The sequence below is a fragment of the uncultured Halomonas sp. genome, assembly GCF_947501415.1.
GTDB lineage: Bacteria > Pseudomonadota > Gammaproteobacteria > Pseudomonadales > Halomonadaceae > Halomonas.
In genome coordinates this window covers 65361-84801 of sequence record NZ_CANMVL010000002.1, presented here as the reverse complement: position 1 = coordinate 84801, position 19441 = coordinate 65361, and the positions used below count along the sequence as shown (strand labels likewise).

Here is a 19441-nt window from a genome sequence, read left to right as displayed (position 1 = left end):
CGGGTGGAACGCCTGGCCATCTTCGTCGACGTTCAGAACGTCTACTACACCTCCCGTCAGGCCTTCGGTCGCCATTTCGACTACAACGCCTTCTGGGCCCGCTTCGCCGCCGGCCACGAGATAGTGGTGGCCAACGCCTACGCGGTAGAGCGCGGCGACCCTCGTCAGCACCGCTTCCAGGCGATCCTGCGTGCCATCGGCTTCAATGTGAAGCTCAAGCCCTTTATCCAGCGCCGTGATGGCTCGGCCAAGGGGGACTGGGATGTCGGGATCACCCTCGATGCCATGGAGGCGGGACCGCTGGTCGACCATGTGGTGCTGGTCTCCGGCGACGGCGACTTCGACCTGCTGGTGAGCCGGCTGCGTGAGCGTTACAGAGTGAGGGTCACGGTCGTCGGGGTAGCCTCCCTTAGCGCCGACTCCCTGATTCGCGCGGCCAGTGACTTCGTGCCTATCGAAGGGGCCCTGCTGCTTTAGCCGTATCAGCCCTAGCCGTCTCAGCCATCAGAGTCGACTACATCACCATTCGTTGATGCCCGGCAAGGCGCCGGTCCGCCAGCTTGGCTACGCTTGAGATATCAGCCCATCGCAAGTGGTTGGCATGGCACACCGGCAGGATCGGCTCCATTGCATGCTGTCCGCGCCACTGGCGTCGTCCTGTCGATGAAGTGCGGTGGGTCGTGGTCCACGGAGGAGGTTGCCATGAACGACCAGATTCTTTCGCCCAAGATGCTCGGTTACTGGAGCGATGAGGATATCGCGCAAGCCACGGACGAGCCGGGGATCTACTGCATCTATCGTGCGGCCGAAGACCCGGAAACCGGCAATATGGAGGTGCAGGAGCTGCTCTATGTCGGCGAAAGCGGCAGTGCGCGTTACGGCATCCAGCACGGTGAGGCTCGCCCACGCTGGGAGTCGAACCTGCAGCCCGGTGAGGCGCTGTGGTACTCTATCGGCCCCTGTGGAAGGGCCAATCGCGAGCGCCTCATGGCGGCTCTGATCCATGCCCACAAGCCGCGTTATAACAACGATAGCCCCTATCTGGAGCGCTTCCCCTTCGACCGCACCACCGTGCATCTCTACGGCCAGAAGGACAAGCTGCAGGCCATCTTCACTGTCGAGCGACTCGACTAAGCGAGGCCCAGCGCGCCCGGCTCGAGTCTTTCGTTGGAAGGGTGCACTGGGTAGTCACCATGGCTAGCGCCGTGACCGTCAGGTAGATAGCGAAAGGCGCCGGGGACAGGTCGGAGAGGGGGTCCGAGGACCAGGGACGGCCGAGGTAGCGTACAGGGAGGTATTTACAGCGCCCCCTCGAAGGCCTGTCGCCGGAACAGCCTTGAGCGGTGCTGCCATCTGCAATAGCTCCGGGGCAGTAACGCGTTGCACTGTGAGACGCGCCGATAATCGGTACAATCGCGCCCCCACTCTGCTTCGAACGGACGCTTGCCTTGATCTCTACCGCCAATATCACCATGCAATTCGGGGCCAGGCCCCTGTTCGAGAATGTCTCCATCAAGTTCGGCAATGGTAACCGCTACGGTTTGATCGGTGCCAACGGCTGCGGCAAGTCCACCTTCATGAAGATCCTCGGCGGTGACCTGGAGCCCTCTTCGGGCCAGGTGATGGTCGAGGCCGGTGCACGGCTCGGCAAGCTGCGCCAGGACCAGTTCGCCTTCGAGGAGGAGCGGGTCATCGACACCGTGGTCATGGGCAACAGCGAGTTGTGGCAGGTGGCCGCCGAGCGCGAGCGCATCTATTCGCTGCCCGAGATGACCGAGCAGGATGGCATGGATGTGGCGGATCTCGAGGTCCGCTTCGCCGAACTCGACGGTTACACCGCCGAATCCCGAGCCGGCGAGCTGCTGCTTGGGCTGGGTATTCCGCTCCATCAGCACACTGGCCCCATGAGCGAAATCGCCCCCGGCTGGAAGCTGCGCGTGCTGCTGGCTCAGGCGCTGTTCGCCGACCCCGATGTGCTGCTGCTCGACGAGCCCACCAACCACCTGGACATCAACACCATCCGCTGGCTGGAGGGCATTCTCACGGCGCGCAACAGCACCATGGTGATCATTTCCCACGACCGCCACTTCCTCAACAGCGTCTGCACCCATATGGCGGACCTGGACTATGGCGAGATCCGCCTCTTTCCCGGCAACTACGATGAGTACATGACCGCCGCGACCGCCGCCCGCGAGCGTCAGTACGCCGACAACGCCAAGAAAAAGGCGCAGATCGCCGATCTGCAGGCCTTCGTCAGCCGTTTCTCGGCCAACGCTTCGAAGGCCAAGCAGGCCACATCCCGGGCGCGCCAGATCGAGAAGATCAAGCTCGAGGAGATCAAGCCGTCGAGTCGGGTCAGCCCGTTCATTCGTTTCGTGCCGGCGAAGAAGATCCACCGCAATGCGGTCAACGTCGAGGGGCTCACCCAGGGTTTCGGTGACGAGGCCCCGCTGTTCGAAGGGTTCGGCATGACCGTCGAGGCCGGCGAGCGCATCGCCATCATCGGGCCCAATGGCATCGGCAAGACGACCCTGCTGCGTACCCTGGCCGGTGAGCTGGCGCCCCAGGCCGGCAGCGTCAAGTGGACCGACAGCGCCGACCTCGGGGTCTTCGCCCAGGATCATGCCGATGACTTCGCCAACGAAGCAACGCTGTTCGAGTGGATGGCCCAGTGGACCGACGGTGGCGAGCAGGAGGTGCGTGGCGCCCTGGGCAGGATGCTGTTCTCCAGCGACGATATTGGCAAGTCGGTCAGCGTCATCTCAGGCGGCGAGCAGGGCAGAATGCTATTTGGCAAACTGGCCCTGACGAGCCCCAATGTGCTGTTGATGGATGAGCCCACCAACCATCTGGACATGGAATCCATCGAGGCGCTCAACCTGGCCCTGGAGAACTATGCCGGCACGCTGATCTTCGTCAGTCACGATCGTGAATTTGTCTCGTCGCTGGCGACGCGTATCCTCGATATGAGTGATAAGGGGATAACCGACTTCAGCGGTGGCTACGACGACTATCTGAGAAGTCAAGGATTATATGCCTGAGCATGACCGCCGAATGGTTGTCGCAAATTGGCTACGATAAGGGGGAGGTATCCCGCCGGCCTGTCGCCGGAACAGCCTTGAGTGGTGCTGTCAGCCGACGGCAGCGCCTGACAGAGCGCCTGCTGGTGCGCTATAAAGGGTCTAGCCGCATTGTCGCGTAACTATCGCGACGCTTTCGCCAAGCTGTCGCCAAACCCCGACAATGCTCGATAGCCGTTTCACGCGTTGCCAAACTACGAGTTGATAAACTGCTAGTTGTTAGATCACGAGTTGTTAAATCACGAGTTATTAAACCACGTGTTGCCAAACCAAGAGTCGCCAAACGATGTCTTCACTCTCCCGTCGACGCTTCAGTCGACTCGTTCTCGCAAGCCCCTTGGCGCTGCTCGGAATCGAGTCGGCCAGGGCCAATCTGATCGAGACACAGCTCTCCCGGGCGCACCTTCCCCGTCATGGTGAGGAGGTCTGGGTACTGGTGGATGACCGTGAGGCGAAGCTGATCGTCTACCGAGGCAATCGCGAGCTGGCCCACTTCTCGCCGATCTCGCTGGGGCGGGGTGGTGCCAGGCCGATGCGTCTGCAGGGCAGTGGTGCGACTCCCAAGGGCGAGTTTCGCGTCAACCGCTTTAATCACGAGAGTGACTGGCACCTGTTCATCGGGTTGGATTATCCGACCCCCGCCCATGCTCGGGTGGCGCTGGATGAAGGCATCTATACCCAGCAGGACTACGACGACTACTTCCGTTACTACCGGCTCAATGGTCATCCACCCCAGGAAACGGCGCTGGGTGGCTACATTGGCCTGCACGGTGTCGGCAAGGGTGACCCCGAGATTCATCGCCAGTTTCACTGGACCCAGGGGTGTGTGGCGGTGACGGACAGGCAGATCGAGCAACTGTCTGGTTTGATCGACATTGGCACACGCGTCGTGATCCGCTAGGCTGGTACATGCGCAAGGGACGTTGAAAGCGATGGACAAGCGCTGTGTCGTGTAATAAAACAGCGCTGACTTCAGTGCCCCTGGCACAAGTCGCTTACGACGCGCCTGCATGTCGCAGGCAAGACACCTGATTTCAGGTTTCTTTCAATGCACTACCAAGGAAGATCAAGGAGAACACCATGACTCTGAAGACCACCCTGAAGCTGACCGCCGCTGCCGCATCTCTGGCTGTCCTGGCTGGCTGTGCTTCCACCAGTGCTCTGGAAGAGGTTCGCATGACCGCTGAGTCTGCCCAGGCCGACGCTGCCGAAGCTCGCAGCATCGCTGTTCAGGCACAGAACACTGCCAACCAGGCCCAGCGTGACGCCCAGGCGGCTCTGCAGATGTCCGAGCAGAACCGTGACGAGATGAACCGCATGTTCAGCCGCTCCATGCAGAAGTAAGACTGCTGGAGTGCTGGCATCGCCCTCGGGCGATGGCGGTTCTGCAAAACAGAAAGACCCCGCCTAGGCGGGGTCTTTCTGTTTTTAGAGGCCTTTTCTAGAAGCTTCTTCTAAAGGCTTCCTGCTTCTGCTCCGCTGTGCTCGCCTGGCGTCACGGCATGACGCCAGGCGTGGCACATCAACGTACGACGGCGATGGCCTCGTAGAGGTTGCGCGGCCCGGAGGGTGCCGGTGTGGGCGCCTCCTCGGCCGTCTTGAGCAGCGAGATCGCCTGTCCGTCGGAGGACTCCACCAGCGCGCGAAGGCGCTTGTAGTCTACCGGCGGCTGCTCGTCACCGAAGACATGGGCCAGCTTGTCGATGGCAAACATCAGCGGCTCGAACCCTTCCCGATTCTCCTCCAGCGCGGGGTAGGACTGAGCCAGCAGCTCGCCATCTTCCGTCCAGCCGGCCTTGAAGGGCTGGTCGATGATATTGACCCGGGTGCCGCTGGGCACGCGCTCATAGAGAGACTCGATATCCTCGGGGAACATGCGAATGCAACCACGGCTCACGCGCATGCCGACCCCCTCGGGCTTGTTGGTGCCGTGGATCAGGTAGCTGGGGATGCCCAGCAGAATGGCGTGGCGCCCCAACGGATTGTCGGGTCCGGCCGGCACGATGGAGGGTGCCGGCTCACCGCGCGCGGCAGCCTCGCGGCGCATCGAGGCGGGTGGCGACCAGGCGGGATCCTTGACCTTGATGGTGGTCTTGGTCACGCCGACCGGTGTCGAGAACTCCTCACGGCCAACGCTGATCGGATAGGTCTCCACCACGCCGGACTTGGAGTAGTAGTAGAGGCGCAGCTCCGAGAGGTTGATCACGATGCCCTGGCGCTCGGCATCGGGAAGCACCCGGCGTGCCGGGATGGTGACCTCGGTATCGGCATAGGGGGCCCAGATGCTGACATCCGGGTTGGCCATGCGGATCTCTTCGTAGCCGACGTTGTGCTCACGGGCGATATCGATCAGGGTGTCACCCTCCTCGACGATCACCGTATAGCTTTCGCCAATGACGCTGCCGTCCTCGGGTAGCGCATAGTGGCCGCGTGGCAGTTCATGCACCTCGTCGTAGGTGGGGGTGGCCGCCTGTGCGCCGGTGGCGAGCAGGGCGCCAAGCCCAATCGCCATGGCACGGCGAACGCCGCGGCTGGTCAGTGTCAGGGTACTCATCAGGGTCGTTGAACTCCCGGGGCTTTGGGGACACCGGTGACTCCTGTAACCGGTGTCGGTGGGCGGTGAGATGGGGCGTATGATAACAGTATAGAGGGCAGGTGCGAGGGGTAAGGTTCGAGGGTCGAGCCCCTCGTTCCTCGTCCCCCTTATGCCGCCTGCGCCTTGCGGTTCAGCGTCTCGAGCAGTTGCTCCACGGCCTGGAACCGTGCCTCCTCGTTCTCCATGGAGGCCTCGAAGCGCAAGGTGTCGGCACCATCCAGGCGATAGCGGCCCGGCTCACGCTGGATCAGCTCCACCAGGGTCAAGGGGTCGACACCGGTGTGGGCGCCGAAGATGACGCGTCCCCGCTCGGGACCGGCCTCTAGGCGGGTGATGCCCAGGCGCTCGGCGCGCTGGCGCAGCCGGGTCTGGCGCAGCAGGGTCTTCACCGGTCCCGGCAACAGGCCGAAGCGGTCGATCATCTCCACCTGGAGTTCCTTGAGCTGCGCCTCATCGTTGGCGCTGGCGATGCGCTTGTACATCACCAGGCGCTGCTGCACATCGTGCAGGTAGTCGTCGGGGATCAGGGCCGGCAGATTGAGGCTGATCTCGACGCCCTCGTCCAGGGGAGCCTCGATATTGGGGGTCTTGCCGGCGCGAATGGCCGACACGGCGCGGTCGAGCATCTCCATATAGAGGCCATAGCCGATCGCCTCCATCTGCCCGCTCTGCTCGTCGCCGAGCAGCTCGCCGGCGCCGCGAATCTCCATGTCGTGGCTGGCCAGTGTAAAGCCGGCACCGAGGTCCTCGGCGGCGCCGATCGCCTCCAGGCGCTTGATCGCATCGCGGGTCATCGCCTTCGGCGGCGGGGTCAGCAGGTAGGCATAGGCCTGGTGGTGACTGCGGCCGACCCGGCCGCGCAGCTGATGGAGCTGGGCCAGGCCGAACTTGTCGGCGCGCTCGATCAGGATGGTATTGGCGCTGGGCACGTCGATGCCGGTCTCGATGATGGTGGAGCAGACCAGCACATTGAAGCGCTTGTGGTAGAAGTCAGACATCACCCGCTCCAGGGCACGCTCGGGCAACTGGCCATGGGCCACCCCGACCCGGGCCTCGGGTACCAGCTCGCGCACCGTCTCGGCGGCGGTCTCGATGGTCTTGACTTCATTGTGGAGGAAGTAGACCTGCCCGCCGCGGAGGATTTCGCGCAGGATCGCCTCCTTGAGTACCGCCTCCTCGCGGCGCTGCACGAAGGTCTTGACCGACAGGCGACGCGCCGGGGGCGTGGCGATGATCGAGAGGTCGCGAATGCCGCTCATCGCCATATTGAGGGTGCGCGGGATCGGCGTGGCGGTCATGGTCAGGATGTCCACCTCCGCACGCAGGCTCTTCAGGCGCTCCTTCTGGGCCACCCCGAAGCGGTGCTCCTCGTCGATGATCAGCAGGCCCATCTTCGGCAGCTGCATGGACTTCGAGAGCAGCTTGTGGGTGCCGATGACGATATCCGCCTGGCCCTCCTCGATGCGCTTCAGTGTCTCGGACTGGCCCTTGCCGGCGGTGAAGCGCGAGATCAGCTCGATATTGACCGCGGTATCGGCGAAGCGGTCGCGGAAGTTCTCGTAGTGCTGGCGGGCCAGCAGGGTGGTCGGCACCAGCACCACCACCTGGCGGCCGGAGTGCACCGCCAGGAAGGCGGCGCGCATGGCCACCTCGGTCTTGCCGAAGCCCACGTCACCGCATATCACGCGGTCCATGGGGCGGGGGGCGGTCATGTCACCGATCACGGCCTCGATGGCGGCGCGCTGGTCGGGTGTCTCCTCGAAGGGGAAGGCGGCCGCGAAACGCGAGTATTCGGTATCGGGCAGCGAGCAGGCGAAGCCCTCCCGTGCCTCGCGGCGAGCGTAGATATCCAGCAGCTCGGCGGCGGAGTCGCGGATCTTCTCGGCGGCCTTCTTCCTGGCCTTCTCCCACTGCTCGGAGCCCAATCGATGCAGCGGGGCGAGCTCATCATCGGCGCCCGCGTAGCGCGATATCAGATGCAGGTTGTCGACCGGCACATAGAGCCGGGCGCCATCGGCGTACTCCAGGGTGACGAACTCGGCGGCCTGGCCACCGGCCTCCAGGGCCTCCAGACCACGGTAGCGGCCCACACCATGAGCCTGGTGGACGACCGGGACGCCGGGGCGCAGCTCGGAGAGATGGCGAATGGCCAGCTCGTCGGCATCGGTAGCCTTCTCGCGGCGGCGACTCTGGCGCACCACCTCGCCATAGAGCTCGGCCTCGCTGATCACCGCCACGCCAGGCTCGGTCAGCCACAGGCCCGCCTCGAGCTCGCCCTCGGTAATGGCGATGGGCGCGTCACCGGCGAGGAAGTCGGCAAAGCTCTCGACGTGGGGCAACTCCAGGCGCAGGGGGGCCAGGGCCTCCTCCAGGGCTTCCCGGCGGCCGCGCGACTCCGCCACGAACAGCACGCGGGTATCGCCACGCTGCGCCAGGAAGTCGGCCAGGGGGGCCAGCGGCTCCCTGGCCCGGGCATTGATGCCGACACTGGGCGGTGCCTGGGTGGCAGGGGCGAGGGCGTGGCGATGGTCGCTCTCTTCGGTCAGTTCGACTCGAGGGTGGCGCTTGATCGCCGCGAATAGCTCGGCCACCGGCACGAAGGCGCGATGGGGCGGCAGCAGCGGACGGGTCGGGTCGACCCCGAGGTTATCGTAGCGGCTCTCGATGGAGGACCAGTGGTGTTCCGCGGCGGCCAGGCACTCCGGCATCAGCGCGACGCGTGTTCCCTCGGCGAGATGCTCGAAGAGCGTCGCCGTCTCCTCGAAAAACAGCGGCAGATACTGCTCGAGTCCGGGGGAGGGGATGCCCTTGAGGGCGTCCACATAGAGCGGGCACTGGCGCGGGTCGACATCGAACAGCGTCTCGAAGCCCTCGCGGAAACAGGCGATGGCGCCGCGGGAGAGTGAATACTCGTGAGCCGGCAGCAGCTCGATGCGCTCGACCTTCTCGGCACTGCGCTGGGTGTCCGGGTCGAAGGTGCGCAGGGTGTCGATCTCGTCATCGAACAGGTCGATGCGCAGGGGCGCCTCCACCCCCATCGGGAAGAGATCGACAAGGGCGCCGCGCAGGGCATACTCGCCGGGTTCATAGACCGTCTCCACGGCGCGGTAGCCGGCCCGGGAGAGGGCATCGCGAAAGCCCTCGCGGTCCAGTGTCTGTCCCACCTCCAGGGTCATCACCCGCCCGGCGATATACTCGACCGGTGCCAGACGCTGCATCAGGGTGTTGATCGGCACCAGCACGATGCCGCGCTCGCCGTCCTGCAGCCGGCGCAGGGTACGCAGCCGCGAGGAGACGATGTCCTGATGGGGGGAGAAGCTGTCGTAGGGCAGGGTTTCCCAGTCGGGGAAGGGCAGTACCGGCACCTGGCTGAAGAAGCGCAGCTCGCTCTCGAGGCGCAGGGCCTGGGCGGTGTCGGCGGTAATCACCAGCAGGGGCGCATCGTTGGCCAGGTGGGCAAGGGCCAGGGCGGCAGCGCTGCCGTGGGGCATCTGCCAGTAGCGTGTCTCGCGTAGCCCCTGGGGGCGCGGTGGATCGAGCGGAGAGAAAGTTGGCATGGTCTCGTGTTGGGCTGTCGACGGGCGCGGCCCGACGGATCCTGGGTGGCGCTTCGCGGGTGCTCATCATACCAGCCCTCTTGGGGCCTTGTAGTCAAGCGCCGGTTTCTGTAATCCGCCTACAACGGCTGCGACCATCCAGCGATTGCCGCCGGGCCCCGGCCCCGGGATAATGGCCGTGAAACCCTTCGAATCCACCAGTGAGGCCTCACGTGAGTCAGCACCCCTCCGATACCGTCTTTCAGCAGTGGCACGACAATCAGGCGCTAGTTGAGCAGATGATCCCGATGATCGGTAGCCTCTACCGTCATAACAACGTGGTTACGACTCTTTACGGGCGGTCGCAGTTCAATCGTAGCGTGATTCGTATTCTGAAGGATCACCGCTTCGTACGGAAGGTGGAGGGCACCGAGCTCTCCGTGGAGGACACCTACCCGCTGGTCAAGGCGATGACCGAGCTCAACCTGGGCCCGGCTCATGTCGATATCGGCAAGCTGGGTGTTGCCTTCAAGAAGCAGGGCGGTGGCGACGCCGTGGCCTTCCTGCGCGAGGAGCTCGCCGAGATCGTCGATGCCCACGACCCGGACGCCGGCAACGGTGAGCCCAAGGACGTCGTCCTCTACGGCTTCGGTCGTATCGGTCGCATCCTCGCCCGGGTGCTGGTGGAGAAGGCCGGCGGCGGCAACCTGCTGCGCCTGCGCGCCATCGTCGTGCGCGGCCGCGGCGATATCGCCAAGGACCTCGAGAAGCGGGCAAGCCTGCTGCGTCGTGACTCCGTTCACGGCCCCTTCGACGGCACCATCAGCGTCGATGCCGAGGCACGCACCATTACCGCCAACGGCAATGTCATCCAGGTGATCTACGCCGACGCGCCGACCGATGTCGACTACACCGAATACGGTATCGACAACGCCGTGGTGGTCGACAACACCGGTATCTGGCGTGACGAGGCGGGCCTCGGTCAGCACCTGCAGTGCAAGGGTGTGGCCAAGGCGCTGCTCACCGCGCCGGGCAAGGGCGATATCAAGAACATCGTCTACGGCATCAACGATGGCGACCTGAGCGATGAGGATCGCATCATCTCCGCCGCGTCCTGCACCACCAACGCCATCGTGCCGGTGCTCAAGGTGCTCAACGACGAGTTCGGCGTCGAGCATGGTCATGTCGAGACGGTGCACAGCTACACCAACGACCAGAACCTGATCGACAACTACCACAAGGGTGACCGTCGTGGGCGCAGTGCGCCGCTCAACATGGTGCTGACCGAGACCGGTGCCGCCAAGGCGGTGGCCAAGGCGCTGCCGGAGTTCGACGGCAAGCTGACCGGCAACGCCATTCGCGTACCGACCCCCAATGTCTCCATGGCGATCCTCAACCTGCGCCTGGAGAAAGAGACCGATGCCGCCGCGCTCAATGACTACCTGCGCGGAATGTCACTGAACTCTCCGTTCCAGAAGCAGATCGACTTCGTCGACTCTTCCGAGGTGGTCTCCACCGACTTCGTCGGTAACCGCCACGCCGGTATCGTCGATGCCAAGGCGACCATCGCCAATGGCAAGAACGCCGTTCTCTACGTCTGGTACGACAACGAGTTCGGCTACAGCTGCCAGGTGATTCGTCTCCTGCAGCACATGTCCAACGTCAGCTTCCTCAAGCTGCCGCGCGCCAAGGCGTAACGTCGACAGCCACCCGCACAGTCGGGAGTGATGCCCAGGGGTAGGGAGAGAAATCTTCCTGCCCCTTTCTGTATTGGTGGTCTGGCCGGAAAACGTCGCATGCCGCCGTCTGCGACAATCTTACCCTTGCTTCAAGTCACCCCTTGCGACCTTCGCTCAGGTGGTCATCCCGTTGCCTTGTCTTTATAATGCGGTGGATTTTTCGGGTGGGCAGGGCGTGTCTCTGGCCCCTTTTCCTCTTATATCCGATCCATCAACTGGGCGAGACTATGATCGAAGTCAAGAAAGGCCTGGATCTCCCCATCACGGGAGCGCCCGAGCAGCGTATCGAGGATGCGCGGCCGGTGCGCCACGTGGCGGTCCTGGGCACCGACTATGTCGGCATGAAGCCGACCATGGAGGTCAAGGAGGGAGATACCGTCAAGCTTGGCCAGCTGCTCTTCACCGACAAGAAGATCGATGGCGTGCGTTTCACGGCGCCGGCAGCCGGCAAGGTGATCGAGATCAACCGCGGGGAGAAGCGTCGCCTTCTCTCGGTGGTAATCGAGGTTGCCGAGTCCGAGGAAGCCGTCGAGTTCACCGCGCATGGTCGCGACTCGCTGGCCGGTCTGGAGCGACAGACCGTGGTCGACCAGCTGGTCGAGTCGGGGCTGTGGACCGCTCTGCGGACCCGTCCCTACTCGCGTACGCCGGCCATCGACGGTGTGCCCGCCGATATCTTCGTCACCGCCATCGATACCCATCCGCTGGCGGCCCATCCGGCCAAGGTGATCAACGAGCAGCCCCAGGCCTTCGAGGATGGCCTCAAGGTGCTGACCCGCCTCACCGAGGGCAAGGTCTACCTGTGCAGCGGCCCGGACAGCAGCATCCCCGGCGGCAACATCGACGGCGTATCGCCCCAGACCTTCGCCGGGCCGCATCCGGCCGGCCTGGTGGGCACGCATATTCATCATCTCTCGCCCGTCGCCCTGCACAAGCGTGTGTGGCACATCGGCTACCAGGACGTCACCGCCTTCGGCAAGCTGTTCGTCGAGGGCAAGCTGGACGTCAGCCGGGTACTGGCCGTGGGTGGCCCCCGCGCCGAGAAGCCGCGGATGCTGCGTACCCGCATCGGTGCCAACACCGATGAACTGCTCAAGGGGGAAGTGATCGAACCGGATGACACCCGCGTCATCTCCGGTTCGGTGTTTTCCGGCTTCACCTGCGAAGGCAGCCTGCGCTACCTGGGTCGCTTCCATAATCAGGTCAGCCTGCTCGAGGAAGGCAACAAGCGTGCCTTCATGGGCTGGATCTCGCCGGGCAAGAATCGCCATTCGGTGATGGGCATCTATCTCTCGAAGCTGACCGGCCTCAAGGACTATGCCCCGACCACCTCGACCAACGGCTCCGAGCGCGCCATGGTGCCGGTGGGTGCCTACGAGAAGGTGATGCCGCTGGATATCATGCCCACACAGCTGCTGCGCTCGCTGATCGTCGGCGATATCGAGACCGCCATGCAGCTCGGGTGTCTGGAGCTGGATGAGGAGGACCTCGCGCTGTGCACCTATGTGTGCCCCGGCAAGTATGAGTACGGTCCCATCCTGCGTGACAACCTCACCACGATCGAGAAAGAGGCCTGATGATGGGTATTCGACAGACACTCGACAATCTCGAGCCGCACTTCCACAAGGGCGGCAAATACGAGAAGTTCTACCCGCTCTATGAAGCGGTGGACACCATCTTCTATGCGCCGCCCAGTGTCGCCAAGACCACGGCCCATGTGCGCGATGGCGTCGACCTCAAGCGCATCATGATCACGGTCTGGCTGTGCACCTTCCCGGCGATGTTCTTCGGCATGTGGAACGCCGGCTGGCAGGCCAACGTGGCCATCGCCGACGGCTACGGCTCCATGGCCGGCTGGCGCGAGGCGATCCTGATGGTGCTGGCCTCGGGCCACAACCCCGATAGCCTGTGGGCCAACTTCGTGCTGGGCGCCACCTACTTCCTGCCGATCTACCTGGTCACCTTCGTGGTCGGTGGTTTCTGGGAAGTGCTGTTCGCCATCAAGCGTGGCCACGAGGTCAACGAGGGCTTCTTCGTCACTTCCGTGCTCTATGCGCTGATCCTGCCGGCCACCATCCCGCTGTGGCAGGTGGCGCTGGGCATCACCTTCGGTGTGGTGATCGGCAAGGAGATCTTCGGCGGCACCGGCAAGAACTTCCTCAACCCGGCACTGACCGGCCGCGCCTTCCTCTACTTCGCCTATCCGGCGCAGATCTCCGGTGACGCGGTATGGGTGGCAGCCGATGGCTTCACCGGGGCTACCGCCCTGTCGGTCGCCTTCCAGGACGGCATGAGCGCGTTGACCGAGCAATTCAGCTGGTGGGATGCATTCCTGGGCTTCATCCCCGGCTCGGTGGGTGAGACCTCGACCCTGGCGATCCTGATCGGCGCGGTCGTGCTGCTATGGACGGGCATTGCCTCCTGGCGGATCATGCTGGGTGTCTTCCTGGGTATGGTGGCGACCAGCGCGCTGTTCAACCTGGTCGGCTCCGACTCCAACCCGATGTTCGCCATGTCCTGGTACTGGCACCTGGTGCTGGGCGGCTTCGCCTTCGGCATGGTGTTCATGGCCACCGACCCGGTCTCTGCTTCCATGACCAACCAGGGTCGACTGATCTTCGGCGCCCTGATCGGCGTCATGACCGTGCTGATTCGCGTCGTGAACCCGGCCTTCCCCGAAGGCATCATGCTGGCGATCCTGTTCGCCAACCTGTTCGCGCCGCTCATCGACCATATCTTTGTTCAGGCCAACATCAAGCGCCGACTCAAGCGCACCGGTGTGCCGGCCGAGGAGACTGCCTGATGGCACAGAGCAACAACTCCATCAAGAAGATCCTGACGGTGGCGTTCGCACTCTGCATCGTGTGTTCGGTCATCGTCTCTACCGCCGCGGTGGCACTGCGCTCCAAGCAGCAGTTCAACCAGGAGCTGGATCGCAAGACCAACATCCTCAACGTTGCCGACCTCTACGAGCCCGGCATGGATGTCAACGAGACCTTCGAATCCAGCATCACGCCGCGCGTGGTCAACCTGGAGACCGGCGAGTACTCCGAGGAGCATGATCCGGCCACCTACAACGCCTTCGAGGCGCGTCGTGACCCGGCCGCTTCACGGACCCTCTCCGGCGAGAAGGACCCGGCGGGGCTGACCCGTGTCGAGACCTACTCCACCGTCTACCTGGTCGGCAACCCGGATGATCCCGAGCAGATCATCCTGCCGATCCGTGGCCAGGGCCTGTGGGGCCTGATGCGCGGCTTCCTGGCCGTGGAAGGGGACGGCAACACCATCGTCGGCATTACTTACTACGAGCACGCCGAGACTCCGGGTCTGGGTGGCGAGGTGAACAACCCGCGCTGGCAGGCTCAGTGGGAAGGCAAGGAGATCTTCGACGCGGCCGATGCCGTCGCGCCGGCGATCCACCTGGCCAAGGGCGGCGCCAGCGGCGAGAACGAGGTGGATGCCCTCTCTGGTGCGACCCTGACCAGCAACGGCGTCACCAATATGCTGCAGTTCTGGCTGAGCCCCGAGGGCTTCGGTGACTACCTGGCCAAGTTCCGTTCCGGCGTTAGCCAGGACGAGGCCCAGGGCGCCGACGTTGAACTCGAAACGGAAGGAGCCTGATCATGTCGGAAGCTACCCCGAAAGGCGTCCTGACGACGCCGCTGTTCAAGAATAACCCCATCGCGCTTCAGGTACTGGGCATCTGCTCGGCCCTGGCGGTGACGACCAGCATGAGCGTATCGCTGGTCATGACTTGCGCGGTGATCTTCGTGACGGCCTTCTCGAACCTGTTCGTGTCGCTGATCCGTCATCATATCCCGTCCTCCATCCGCATCATCGTGCAGATGACCATCATCGCCTCGCTGGTGATCGTGGTCGATCAGATCCTCAAGGCGTACGCCTACGAGATGTCCAAGCAGCTCTCGGTGTTCGTCGGTCTGATCATCACCAACTGCATCGTGATGGGGCGTGCCGAAGGCTTCGCCATGCAGAACAGCCCGAAGCTCTCCTTCCTGGATGGCATCGGCAACGGCCTGGGCTACGGCTTTATCCTGATGACCGTCGGCTTTATCCGCGAGCTGTTCGGCGCCGGCAGCGTGTTCGGCTTCACCGTGCTCGAAACCGTGCAGAACGGTGGTTGGTACGTGCCCAACGGCCTGCTGCTGCTGCCGCCGTCGGCGTTCTTCATCATCGGCCTGATCATCTGGGTGCTGCGCAGCCTCAATCCGGAGCAGGTCGAGGAGAACGAGTTCAAGATCAAGGCCAACACCGAACCGAAGGAGGCGGTGTAACATGGAACATTATCTGAGCCTATTCGTTGCCTCGGTCTTCGTCGAGAACCTGGCACTGGCGTTCTTCCTCGGCATGTGTACCTTTATCGCCGTGTCCAAGAAGGTCTCCGCGGCCTTCGGTCTGGGCATCGCGGTGATCGTGGTACTGACCATCTCCGTGCCGGTCAACAACCTGGTCTACACCTTCCTGCTTTCGGAAGGCGCCCTGACCTGGACCGGCATCAGCGGGGCCGAGAACATCGACCTCTCCTTCCTGGGCCTGCTCAGCTACATCGGCGTCATCGCCGCGCTGGTGCAGATCCTGGAGATGTTCCTCGACAAGTACGTGCCGGCACTCTACAACGCCCTGGGCGTGTTCCTGCCGCTGATCACCGTGAACTGTGCCATCCTGGGTGGCGTGCTGTTCATGGTCGAGCGTAACTACAACTTCGGTGAAGCCGTGGTCTACGGTTTCGGCTCCGGGGTTGGCTGGGCACTGGCCATCACGGCCCTGGCCGGTATCCGCGAGAAGCTCAAGTACAGCGACGTTCCCGGCTCCCTGCAGGGTCTGGGCATCACCTTTATCACGGTGGGCCTGATGTCGCTGGGCTTCATGTCCTTCTCCGGCATCCAACTCTGAAGCAGGTCGTCCTTGCCCGGCACCGAGAGGTGCCGGGTACCAGGCAACGAAAGCAATAGGAAACCGACATGGTTGATACATCACTTATCTTGCTCGGCGTGGTCATGTTCACCGTGGTCGTCATCGGCCTGGTGCTGATCATCCTGGCCGCCCGCAGCAGGCTGGTCAGCACCGGTGACGTGCAGATCGAGGTCAACGATGATCCCGAGAACACCATCACCACCCAGGCCGGGGGCAAGCTGCTCAATACCCTGGCCGCCAATGGCATCTTCCTCTCGTCCGCGTGTGGCGGCGGTGGCTCCTGTGCCCAGTGCAAGTGCCGCGTGGAGGAGGGCGGTGGCGCCATCCTGCCCACCGAAGAGTCTCACTTCACCATGCGCGAGAAGAAGGAGGGCTGGCGTCTCTCCTGCCAGGTGCCGGTGAAGCAGGACATGAAGATCGAGGTGCCCGAGGAGGTCTTCGGCGTCAAGAAGTGGGAATGCGAGGTCATCGAGAACCCCAACGTCGCCACCTTCATCAAGGAGCTCAACCTCAAGCTGCCCGAGGGCGAGGAAGTCGCTTTCCGCGCCGGTGGTTATGTGCAGCTGGTGGCACCGCCCTACGATATCGCCTTCAAGGACTTCGATATCGAGGAGGAGTACCGCGGTGACTGGGAGAAGTTCGGGCTGTTCGACATCTCCCACAAGAGCAACGAGGAAGTCATCCGCGCCTACTCCATGGCGAACTACCCGGAAGAGAAGGGCATCCTCAAGTTCAACATCCGTATCGCCACCCCGCCGCCCAACACCGACCACCCGCCCGGCCTGATGTCGACCTACGTCTTCAGCCTCAAGGCTGGCGACAAGGTCACCGTGATGGGGCCCTTCGGCGAGTTCTTCGCCAAGGACACCGACGCCGAGATGGTCTTCGTCGGTGGTGGTGCCGGCATGGCGCCGATGCGCAGCCATATCTTTGACCAGCTCAAGCGCCTCGACTCCAAGCGCAAGATTACCTTCTGGTACGGTGCGCGCTCCTGGCGCGAGACCTTCTACAACGAAGAGTATGACAAGCTGGCCGAGGAGCACGACAACTTCGAGTGGCACCTGGCGCTCTCCGACCCGCAGCCCGAGGACAACTGGGAAGGCCCCACTGGCTTTATCCATAACGTCCTCTACGAGAACTACCTCAAGGACCATCCGGCTCCCGAGGACTGCGAGTACTACATGTGTGGGCCGCCCATGATGAACGCCTCCGTGATCAAGCTGCTGCTCGATCTCGGGGTGGAGCCCGAGAACATCCTGCTGGACGACTTCGGCGGATGATCCCACCCGCCGTCAGGCGACAAGGAGGGCCGGCCAGAAGGTCGGCCCTCGTTGTATGAAGAATAAGTTCTCTGAATCAGGGGCGCTGGGGACAAGCCGAAGAGGAGGTCCTACGCCAGGGAAGGCGTCGGTAGCGTACAGGGAGGTATTTACAGCGCCTCCTCGTCGGTCCGGCGCTCCGGGGTTTGTCGCCAGGTTAGCCCCGAGCTGCTGAACCAACAACCTGCGGTAACTCTAATGATATCGGGCAGGTATAGCTGGAACGTGAGGCGACTTGCACTGTCTGCTGTGTATGACCAAATGCTACCGGGTGAATCGCCCAGCCGATGATGGCAGGGCACCACCCAAGGAGAGATCCTGATGACTATCTGGCTTATTGCCCTGGCCTTCATGCTGCTGATCATGGCGGCCATGGCCGTCGGCGTGATCATGGGCCGCAAGCCCATCGCCGGCTCCTGCGGCGGACTCAACCAGCTCGGCCTCAAGGATGGCTGCGAGATCTGCGGTGGCAAGGACGAGGTCTGTGAAGAGGAAAACCGCAAGCGCGGCAGCGCCCGCCGGCGCAGCGACGAGAGCCGCGGTGCCGACCTGGGGTACGACGCCACCCGTCGCTGAGCCCCGCGCATCCTTTAGCCTCTTCCTTACCTGCAGCGCCAGAGCTTCTCTGGCAATTGCGACATTGAAACGACAAGCGCCGATCCGCAAGGGGCGGCGCTTGTCGTTTATGGGGGTCGTTTATGGGCGTCGTTTTGTCGAGCGGGCAAGGCGGCGGCAGCTTTTTCATCGAGCAGAGATGAGATTTTTCATATCCCCGCATGGGCGACTGATAAACATCCATTCCGAAAAGCATGAGGAAAATAGTGTGTGAAACTATGGGCAAAACTGTGTAATCTTATGTGAACAGAACGATTTAATTTGTAGCCCTTATGGAAGGTCAGGCTTGTATGGCCCGGCGGCCCGAGGCGTGGAAATACTAGGTTTACGCCTGTAATGAGGTGAGGTATCGGGGACGGCCTGGGGCAACTCCCGGGCGGTAGCGTGGAAGTGAAAATAGCGCCTCTGCAGTTAAACCCTTGTAGTTATGCCTCAACAGCTACGTCTCTGCAGCTACGCCACAACAGCTAAGCCTCTGACATGGTCATTCTTGCCCGGTGGCTAACGAAACCAGGGGCTGGCGAAACCAGGGGCTAACGTAATCAGGGTCTAACGAAAAAAGTGTGACAAAGGGACAGTATCATGCAATTGCAACGCTCAAAGGTGCTCGTTACCGGTGCGGATGGATTCATCGGGTCACACTTGACAGAGACGCTTGTGTCGATGGGGGTAGAGGTCAAGGCCCTGGCTCTATACAACTCCTTTAACAGCTGGGGATGGCTGGATTCAGCCCCGAGCAGCGTTAAGGAGAATATCGAGGTCATTTCCGGCGATATTCGTGACCCCCACGGTGTTCGCAAGGCGATGGAGGGTTGTGATGTCGTGCTGCATCTCGCCTCCCTGATTGCCATTCCCTACTCGTACCACTCACCGGCAACCTACGTCGATACCAATATCACGGGTACGTTGAACGTTCTGCAGGCAGCACGCGATCTGGGGGTGTCGAAGGTCGTGCACACCTCGACCAGCGAGGTCTATGGCACGGCGCGGTATGTGCCCATCGATGAGGAGCACCCCCTCCAGGGGCAGTCGCCATACTCTGCCTCCAAGATCGGGGCCGATCAGATCGCGCTCTCCTTCTACCGCTCGTTCTCGACTCCCGTGACGGTGATTCGGCCCTTCAATACCTATGGCCCCAGGCAGTCGGCCAGGGCCGTGATTCCTACCATCATCACGCAGATAGCTTCCGGGCAGCGAGACCTCAAGCTCGGTGCCCTGCACCCCACCCGCGACTTCAGCTATGTCGACGACACCGTGGCCGGATTCATCAGGATGGCTGAGTGCGACGACGTGCTCGGAGAGGTGGTGAACATCGGTAGCGGCTTCGAGATCAGCATCGAGGATACGGTCAGGCTTATCGCCGACATCATGGGGGTGGAGGTGCGTATCCATACCGATGACGTCAGGTTGCGGCCAGAAGCCAGCGAGGTCGAACGTCTGTGGGCGAAAACGGAAAAGGCCGAGCACTACTTGGGACATGTTCCGGCCTATGGTGGTGTCGATGGCTTGCGTCGAGGGCTCGGCAAGACCATCGACTGGTTTACCACCCCGGGCAATCTGGCGCACTACAAGACCCACACCTACAACATCTGACCTGACGATGATTCAACAAACAACAAGATGG

Annotated in this window: 16 protein-coding genes; 14 read left to right on the top strand and 2 right to left on the bottom strand. The window is 62.8% G+C overall.

Annotation, left to right across the window (positions count from 1 at the left end):
• Window positions 1-3 precede the first annotated feature (3 nt).
• From Q0894_RS01160 to Q0894_RS01140, 5 genes are all read left to right on the top strand, one after another.
• Window positions 4-477, top strand: a complete 474-nt coding sequence (locus Q0894_RS01160; RefSeq protein ID WP_299230763.1) for an NYN domain-containing protein — start codon at window positions 4-6, stop codon at window positions 475-477.
• Between the two features lie 225 nt (window positions 478-702).
• Window positions 703-1134 (top strand): hypothetical protein, encoded by a 432-nt coding sequence (locus Q0894_RS01155; protein WP_299230761.1) that lies wholly within the window; start codon window positions 703-705, stop codon window positions 1132-1134.
• A gap of 314 nt (window positions 1135-1448) precedes the next feature.
• Window positions 1449-3041: an ABC-F family ATPase gene (locus Q0894_RS01150; RefSeq protein WP_299230759.1), complete on the top strand. Its 1593-nt coding sequence runs from the start codon at window positions 1449-1451 to the stop codon at window positions 3039-3041.
• Window positions 3042-3366: 325 nt separating this feature from the next.
• On the top strand, window positions 3367-3981 hold the full coding sequence (locus Q0894_RS01145; protein ID WP_299230757.1) for a L,D-transpeptidase: 615 nt from the start codon (window positions 3367-3369) through the stop codon (window positions 3979-3981).
• A 179-nt stretch (window positions 3982-4160) separates the two neighbouring features.
• Complete coding sequence (locus Q0894_RS01140) at window positions 4161-4424, top strand: Lpp/OprI family alanine-zipper lipoprotein (protein ID WP_132045355.1); 264 nt, start codon at window positions 4161-4163, stop codon at window positions 4422-4424.
• 178 nt (window positions 4425-4602) lie between these two features.
• Here Q0894_RS01140 and Q0894_RS01135 read toward each other — a convergent pair whose 3' ends face one another.
• Together Q0894_RS01135 and mfd are read right to left on the bottom strand one after the other, a co-directional pair.
• Window positions 4603-5634 (bottom strand): L,D-transpeptidase family protein, encoded by a 1032-nt coding sequence (locus Q0894_RS01135; RefSeq protein WP_299230753.1) that lies wholly within the window; start codon window positions 5632-5634, stop codon window positions 4603-4605.
• A 149-nt stretch (window positions 5635-5783) separates the two neighbouring features.
• Window positions 5784-9233 carry a transcription-repair coupling factor gene (gene mfd / locus Q0894_RS01130; protein ID WP_299230751.1) on the bottom strand — a complete coding sequence of 1150 codons (3450 nt, stop codon included), beginning with the start codon at window positions 9231-9233 and terminating at the stop codon, window positions 5784-5786.
• 212 nt (window positions 9234-9445) lie between these two features.
• Here mfd and Q0894_RS01125 point away from each other — a divergent pair, with 212 nt between their 5' ends.
• From Q0894_RS01125 to Q0894_RS01085, 9 genes are all read left to right on the top strand, one after another.
• Window positions 9446-10909, top strand: coding sequence for a glyceraldehyde-3-phosphate dehydrogenase (locus Q0894_RS01125; RefSeq protein WP_299230749.1), 1464 nt, complete (start codon window positions 9446-9448; stop codon window positions 10907-10909).
• 269 nt (window positions 10910-11178) lie between these two features.
• The gene (locus Q0894_RS01120) at window positions 11179-12528 is read left to right on the top strand and encodes a Na(+)-translocating NADH-quinone reductase subunit A (RefSeq protein WP_299230747.1); all 1350 of its coding nucleotides are present in this window, start codon (window positions 11179-11181) and stop codon (window positions 12526-12528) included.
• A complete protein-coding gene (locus tag Q0894_RS01115; protein WP_299230745.1) occupies window positions 12528-13754 on the top strand; it encodes an NADH:ubiquinone reductase (Na(+)-transporting) subunit B in 1227 nt (408 codons plus the stop codon). Before Q0894_RS01120 ends, Q0894_RS01115 begins: the two co-directional genes overlap by 1 nt.
• A complete protein-coding gene (locus tag Q0894_RS01110; RefSeq protein ID WP_299230743.1) occupies window positions 13754-14572 on the top strand; it encodes a Na(+)-translocating NADH-quinone reductase subunit C in 819 nt (272 codons plus the stop codon). Before Q0894_RS01115 ends, Q0894_RS01110 begins: the two co-directional genes overlap by 1 nt.
• Before the next feature lie 2 nt (window positions 14573-14574).
• Window positions 14575-15243: an NADH:ubiquinone reductase (Na(+)-transporting) subunit D gene (locus Q0894_RS01105; protein ID WP_299230741.1), complete on the top strand. Its 669-nt coding sequence runs from the start codon at window positions 14575-14577 to the stop codon at window positions 15241-15243.
• A gap of 1 nt (window position 15244) precedes the next feature.
• The gene (gene nqrE / locus Q0894_RS01100) at window positions 15245-15862 is read left to right on the top strand and encodes an NADH:ubiquinone reductase (Na(+)-transporting) subunit E (protein ID WP_132045372.1); all 618 of its coding nucleotides are present in this window, start codon (window positions 15245-15247) and stop codon (window positions 15860-15862) included.
• A 68-nt stretch (window positions 15863-15930) separates the two neighbouring features.
• Complete coding sequence (gene nqrF / locus Q0894_RS01095; RefSeq protein WP_132045374.1) at window positions 15931-17163, top strand: NADH:ubiquinone reductase (Na(+)-transporting) subunit F; 1233 nt, start codon at window positions 15931-15933, stop codon at window positions 17161-17163.
• A 360-nt stretch (window positions 17164-17523) separates the two neighbouring features.
• Window positions 17524-17778 (top strand): (Na+)-NQR maturation NqrM, encoded by a 255-nt coding sequence (gene nqrM / locus Q0894_RS01090; protein WP_132045376.1) that lies wholly within the window; start codon window positions 17524-17526, stop codon window positions 17776-17778.
• Window positions 17779-18399: 621 nt separating this feature from the next.
• The gene (locus tag Q0894_RS01085; protein ID WP_299230732.1) at window positions 18400-19410 is read left to right on the top strand and encodes an NAD-dependent 4,6-dehydratase LegB; all 1011 of its coding nucleotides are present in this window, start codon (window positions 18400-18402) and stop codon (window positions 19408-19410) included.
• Window positions 19411-19441 lie beyond the last annotated feature (31 nt).